This window comes from Streptomyces sp. NPDC002573, assembly GCF_042889625.1.
GTDB lineage: Bacteria > Actinomycetota > Actinomycetes > Streptomycetales > Streptomycetaceae > Streptomyces > Streptomyces gibsoniae.
Genome location: NZ_JBIARC010000192.1, coordinates 1 through 4285 on the forward strand (window position 1 = coordinate 1; position 4285 = coordinate 4285).

A 4285-nucleotide genomic window follows, 5' to 3' on the forward strand; every position below is an offset into this window, starting at 1 on the left:
CTCACCGAGTTGGTGCCACCGGATGTGGTGGAGGAGGTGCTCGCCGCAACCCAGTGCGGGCACCGAAGACTGCGGTTGCTGCCCGCGCCGGTTGTACCAGTCCGCCAGGCCGACCCAGGTCACCGTGGGCCGGTGGGGCGAACTCAACATCTTCGCCTGCCCCGAAGCACCCCATCACCCACACCGTGGAGCATCCAATAGTCACTCAGTCGTGTGTCGATCCGTTCCTGGGAGCCGAGGGACGCCGTGTTACTCCGGGTCTCCCTGAGATGGATGTCGATGTAGCGGGTGAGGGTCAGCGCGTCGTGAGGGTCGTCGGCCTGGAAGGTGACGCGGCGCAGCAGGCTGACGTCGTCGAGCGCGACGCCTTCGCGGGCGAGGACGAAGACGAGGGTGAGGAAGGCGGAGCTGGCGTTGCCGTCGTCGAAGGGGTGGAAGAAGCAGGGGTCGAGATAGGCACGTGCGGCCCGGGCTGTCAGGGGAAGAGGCCGCCCAGCGTCCCGTGCGCTCTGGGCCAGGCAGGCGTCGGGGCGGGCGCGGGTGTCCGGGCCGATGCCGTAGCGTTCCCGGCCGCCCTTGGCAAAGGCCGGCCGGTCGCGGAACGGCGGTGGCTGCGGCGTGCCCAGGACGTGCTGCTGCCAGCGCTGGAGCAGCTGGAAGTCGAGCAGGGCGCCGCGTGCCGCGTCGGCCCGCAGCAGCTCCAGCGCCGCGAGCAGTCCTTGTGCGCGGGCGGGGTCCACGGCGTGGTCGAAGGTGCGGATGTCCTTTGCCGCGCTGTCGTGCGAGGGGGTCACTGGTTCGTCGCCACCACCGTCGGGGGCTTCGTCCCACGGCACGGTCTCACGCACGGCGAGCCAGCTGCGCAGGTGGTCCGGCCTGGGTTCGGTGGCTCGTGCGGCGCCTCCTGGCCGCAGCGAGGGGGCCAGTTGCTCCGCGACGTCCTCGACCAGCTCCGGGTCGGGGCTGGTCCAGCTGTGGAACCTGTTCCGCCGATGGCCTGCTCGACCAGCTTCTCCGCCCGCTGAGGTGGGACGCTCCAGCGGCTGAGGAACCGATGAAGGGCAGAGCGCCGGGTTCTGCTGGGGGGGCCGCTGGCTCATGGGACGACGGGCTGGGCGGTCACCGGTGCGGTGCAGAACTGGCGAGCACCGCGCAGTGTGGTGGTCAGTTTCCGTTGGGTCGCCCGGCTGTCGAGGCGCACGTCGAGGGCGCCGGGCAGTGTGCTGTAGGCCCGCAGGCCCGTGGGCAGTCGTGAGGCGTCGAGCCCGTCACGCACGGCGATGAGAATGCCGAGCTCGTGACGACTGAGGGCGTCGGGCCCTGCAAGATGATGGATGCCGGACGCGTCGCACGACGCCAGCTCCAAAAGGGCGGCGGCCAGGTCTTCCACGTGCACTGGGCAGCGGATGTCGTCGGTGAACAGGACGCCGTCACGAGTGCCGGCAGCGAGTTCGTGCACGGCGTGCTCATGTACGGAACGCTCGTGGCCGATGATCAGCGACGTGCGGGCGACAACGGCCTTCGGGTGCACGGTGAGAACTCCGGTCTCCGCCGCCGCCTTCGCTGCCCCGTAAGGGGTGACGGGGCCAGGGAGGCAGGTCTCGTCGTAGTGAACTTGGGCGCCGGAGAACACTGCATCGCTGGAGACGTGGACCAGGCGGCTTCCGTGCTTCGCCGCGGCCATCGCGAGCCGGATGGGGCCCTCCGCCGTAACTGCCCAGTCGGCCTTGTGGCTGGATGCGTTGATGACGAGATGGGGCCTTACTTCGGCCATGACGGCGTCCAGGCGTCCCGCGTCCCGTAGATCAAGGCGGTACCACAGGGCCTGGGAGGCGTCGTGTCGCGTGGTACGTCGCGGCCGTGGGGTGCCCGGCCGCTCTCGCCTGCCGGATCAGCTCGGCCCCCAGGAAGCCGCTGCCGCCGATGATCAAAGTGGTCATGTGCGACACGGTAGACCGGTCCGGTAGGCACCGGCGCAGGCCCGATTCCCTTGGTCCACCTATCTGGTGTCCCCGGTCCTGTATCCGGAACACGGATCCGGCTCGGATTCGTCACGCTGCGTCGAAGTCCGACCGGGGCCGTACCTCCACAATGAAGTCCGGCTCCTCAGTGCTGTCCTCCTCGTCGTGCCAGAGGAAGACCCGCACGTGCATCGCGTGGTGGAGGCCGATGCTCTCCCACTCAGTCATCAGGTCGCCGACGATCCGGCCGATGGCCAGCTTGGCTCCCTCGGCCGAGTCGGGTGCGGTGATCGCTCCATGCCAACGCTCGGCGTCGCCGTAGGGGCGCCATCCCTCGGAGCCGTGCGGCTCGAACACTCGGTACGCCCAGTCCGTCTCGGTGCCCATGCGTCGATCCTGTCACCACCCAGTACCATGCGCAGCAGCCGATCCATCGTTGGCTGCTACTGCCGCAACGGTGGTAACGCCCAAGATCACCCATTGGCCGCGTCTATGGCGGGATTCTTCGGGTAATCGGGCCGGTGACTGGTAGGGGCGCAAGGGCGAGGCGGCTTATGAAGCAGGCTGCTGACGGCGAGGGTTGGGCGCTGTCTGATGAGTCGATCTCGGTGTCTGCCGCGTTCGAGGGCACGGACGACAGGGTCACCACCCGCTTGACGTGTCCGTCCGTTCACGGCGCTCCCTCGTCACCACCCGCCAGCACCACCTTCACACCCACCAGTAACAGCACAGCGGGGGCACGGAGGCCGCCTCGGCGGGTGGCCGGCAGCGCAGGCTCGCCCGGTGGAAGGTCAGGCCGGGTTCAGGGGAGTAATGCCGGTGCCTGTGTACAGCTCGGGTTCTAGCGACAGGACAGTGAGTGGCTCCCCTGCCTTCACCGCCTGCCAGGCGATCGCTGCCGCGTGCGCCACCGGCCAGTCGACGTTTGTCCACTCCATCGCGTCCACCGCGTGTGCCGCGGTGAACGGCACGTTCTCCGCGAACCGCAGGGACGCCGCGTGCTTGCCCGCACCGGCGACCTGCCGTTCGGCGGCCAGCATGGACAGCGACGGGATGATGACCCGGCCGGTGCCACGCGAGGCCTCGATGTAGAGGCCGGTGAAGAAGGGATCCGCACGGAACAGGGCGGCCAGAGCAGTATGGTCCAGGACGGCCGTCAGGTTCATGCGGCGGCGCCGCCCTGATGGGCGCGGATCTTCGCCCAGGCGTCCTGGCCGGCCTGCTGGACCTGCTCGGTGTACTCGATGCCGAGCTCCCGGGCGGCCTCCCGGGCGCGCTGCTCCCGTTCGGCAGCCGTGAGCTCCCGGGTGGCGAGGTCCTCCAGCAGCTCCGTGATGGTGGTGCCGCGCTCCTCCGCGAGGATGCGCAGCCGGTTACGCACTTCCTCGCTGGTTTTGATGCTCGTCGGCTTGCTCATAGAGCCGATTCTACCGCCGGTAGACATAATGGGGATCACGTCTGCAACTCGGCCTCCAGCGCGGCCTGCATCAGGTGCTGCGTGATCGCGGGCAGCAGCCCGCCCTCACCCACCAGTTTCAGCCCGCCAGCGCGGACCTGGTCCTGCGCCAGCAGCGTCAGCGCGTCCAGCAGGTCCAGGCTCAGCCCGTCCACGGTCTCCGGCATCCTCTTCACGTCTGCACCGTCCGCAGCCGCCTCACCGGACGCAAGCGACACGCCGCCCACCGTCTCGAGAGAGTGAGTCCTCTGGATCGTCATCAGGTGTCCCTTCTGGTGAAGTTCCCACCCAATTCATGACACTCCCCGTTGAGGTCCACGGAGCCGACCGGTGCTCGGTGGGTGACGTCCTGCTGCGGATCGGCGCCTTCTGCCATGTCGGTCAGCTTCGGCGGAGTTTCACGACCAGCGGGCCGAGGGCGCAATGGCGCTCGCACATCAGTAGGTCGATCCCTCGCCCTTCTGCGTTGCCCTCCTCTGGGCTGTCGAGCAGTACGATGCCGCGCGGTCGGCCGCCTGAGCGCGCCGGGGCTCCCTCTCCCGGCTCGTCATGCTCGTCGGTGTCGACGGCTGCCGAGTCGCGCTGCTGGCGCAGGTCCCCACCGGCCGCGGCGGTGATGCGTAGCCGTGCCATGCGTTCCCGGTGGTGGAGCCACTCTCGCCACGCGTCACGTCGGTGCTCTGACTTCTGCGGAAGAAGCGCCGGCATGGTGTGGGGTGCTGGGGGTGGGCGGGTTCAGGAGAGTGGGAGGGCGGCGAGGTCGGGGTGGGTGCCGGCCGGGCGCTTTGGCTGTGCTAGGCGACACCCATGGGTTACAGAGTGCGGGTGAGGCGGTCGGTGAGCAGCCGGGTGAAGCGGGCCGGGTCGG

7 protein-coding genes and 1 pseudogene are annotated in these 4285 nt (G+C 69.1%); 1 reads left to right on the top strand and 7 read right to left on the bottom strand.

The window, feature by feature from the left end; genetic code table 11:
- Window positions 1–36 precede the first annotated feature (36 nt).
- On the top strand, window positions 37–201 hold the full coding sequence (locus ACFYX0_RS46875) for a hypothetical protein (protein ID WP_388981741.1): 165 nt from the start codon (window positions 37–39) through the stop codon (window positions 199–201).
- Here ACFYX0_RS46875 and ACFYX0_RS46880 read toward each other — a convergent pair.
- The 7 genes and pseudogenes from ACFYX0_RS46880 to ACFYX0_RS46910 all read right to left on the bottom strand — a co-directional run bounded on the left by ACFYX0_RS46880 (window position 144) and on the right by ACFYX0_RS46910 (window position 4050).
- Window positions 144–1100 (bottom strand): hypothetical protein, encoded by a 957-nt coding sequence (locus ACFYX0_RS46880; RefSeq protein WP_388981724.1) that lies wholly within the window; start codon window positions 1098–1100, stop codon window positions 144–146. The genes ACFYX0_RS46875 and ACFYX0_RS46880 overlap by 58 nt on opposite strands.
- A pseudogene (locus tag ACFYX0_RS46885) lies at window positions 1097–1940 on the bottom strand (SDR family oxidoreductase). Before ACFYX0_RS46885 ends, ACFYX0_RS46880 begins: the two are co-directional and overlap by 4 nt.
- A gap of 111 nt (window positions 1941–2051) precedes the next feature.
- Window positions 2052–2348: a hypothetical protein gene (locus tag ACFYX0_RS46890; RefSeq protein WP_388981727.1), complete on the bottom strand. Its 297-nt coding sequence runs from the start codon at window positions 2346–2348 to the stop codon at window positions 2052–2054.
- Window positions 2349–2752: 404 nt separating this feature from the next.
- On the bottom strand, window positions 2753–3127 hold the full coding sequence (locus ACFYX0_RS46895) for a PIN domain-containing protein (protein ID WP_388981730.1): 375 nt from the start codon (window positions 3125–3127) through the stop codon (window positions 2753–2755).
- Window positions 3124–3378 carry a hypothetical protein gene (locus ACFYX0_RS46900; protein ID WP_388981733.1) on the bottom strand — a complete coding sequence of 85 codons (255 nt, stop codon included), beginning with the start codon at window positions 3376–3378 and terminating at the stop codon, window positions 3124–3126. Before ACFYX0_RS46900 ends, ACFYX0_RS46895 begins: the two co-directional genes overlap by 4 nt.
- A gap of 35 nt (window positions 3379–3413) precedes the next feature.
- Complete coding sequence (locus ACFYX0_RS46905; RefSeq protein ID WP_388981736.1) at window positions 3414–3593, bottom strand: hypothetical protein; 180 nt, start codon at window positions 3591–3593, stop codon at window positions 3414–3416.
- A 205-nt stretch (window positions 3594–3798) separates the two neighbouring features.
- Window positions 3799–4050 carry a hypothetical protein gene (locus ACFYX0_RS46910; RefSeq protein WP_388981739.1) on the bottom strand — a complete coding sequence of 84 codons (252 nt, stop codon included), beginning with the start codon at window positions 4048–4050 and terminating at the stop codon, window positions 3799–3801.
- Window positions 4051–4285 lie beyond the last annotated feature (235 nt).

Excerpts from the sequence above, each read along its gene's own strand:
- ACFYX0_RS46910 (WP_388981739.1), bottom strand. The coding sequence starts at position 4,050 with ATGGCACGGCTACGCATCACCGCCGCGGCCGGTGGGGACCTGCGCCAG.
- ACFYX0_RS46880 (WP_388981724.1), bottom strand. The coding sequence starts at position 1,100 with ATGAGCCAGCGGCCCCCCCAGCAGAACCCGGCGCTCTGCCCTTCATCG.
- ACFYX0_RS46895 (WP_388981730.1), bottom strand. The coding sequence starts at position 3,127 with ATGAACCTGACGGCCGTCCTGGACCATACTGCTCTGGCCGCCCTGTTC.
- ACFYX0_RS46900 (WP_388981733.1), bottom strand. The coding sequence starts at position 3,378 with ATGAGCAAGCCGACGAGCATCAAAACCAGCGAGGAAGTGCGTAACCGG.
- ACFYX0_RS46890 (WP_388981727.1), bottom strand. The coding sequence starts at position 2,348 with ATGGGCACCGAGACGGACTGGGCGTACCGAGTGTTCGAGCCGCACGGC.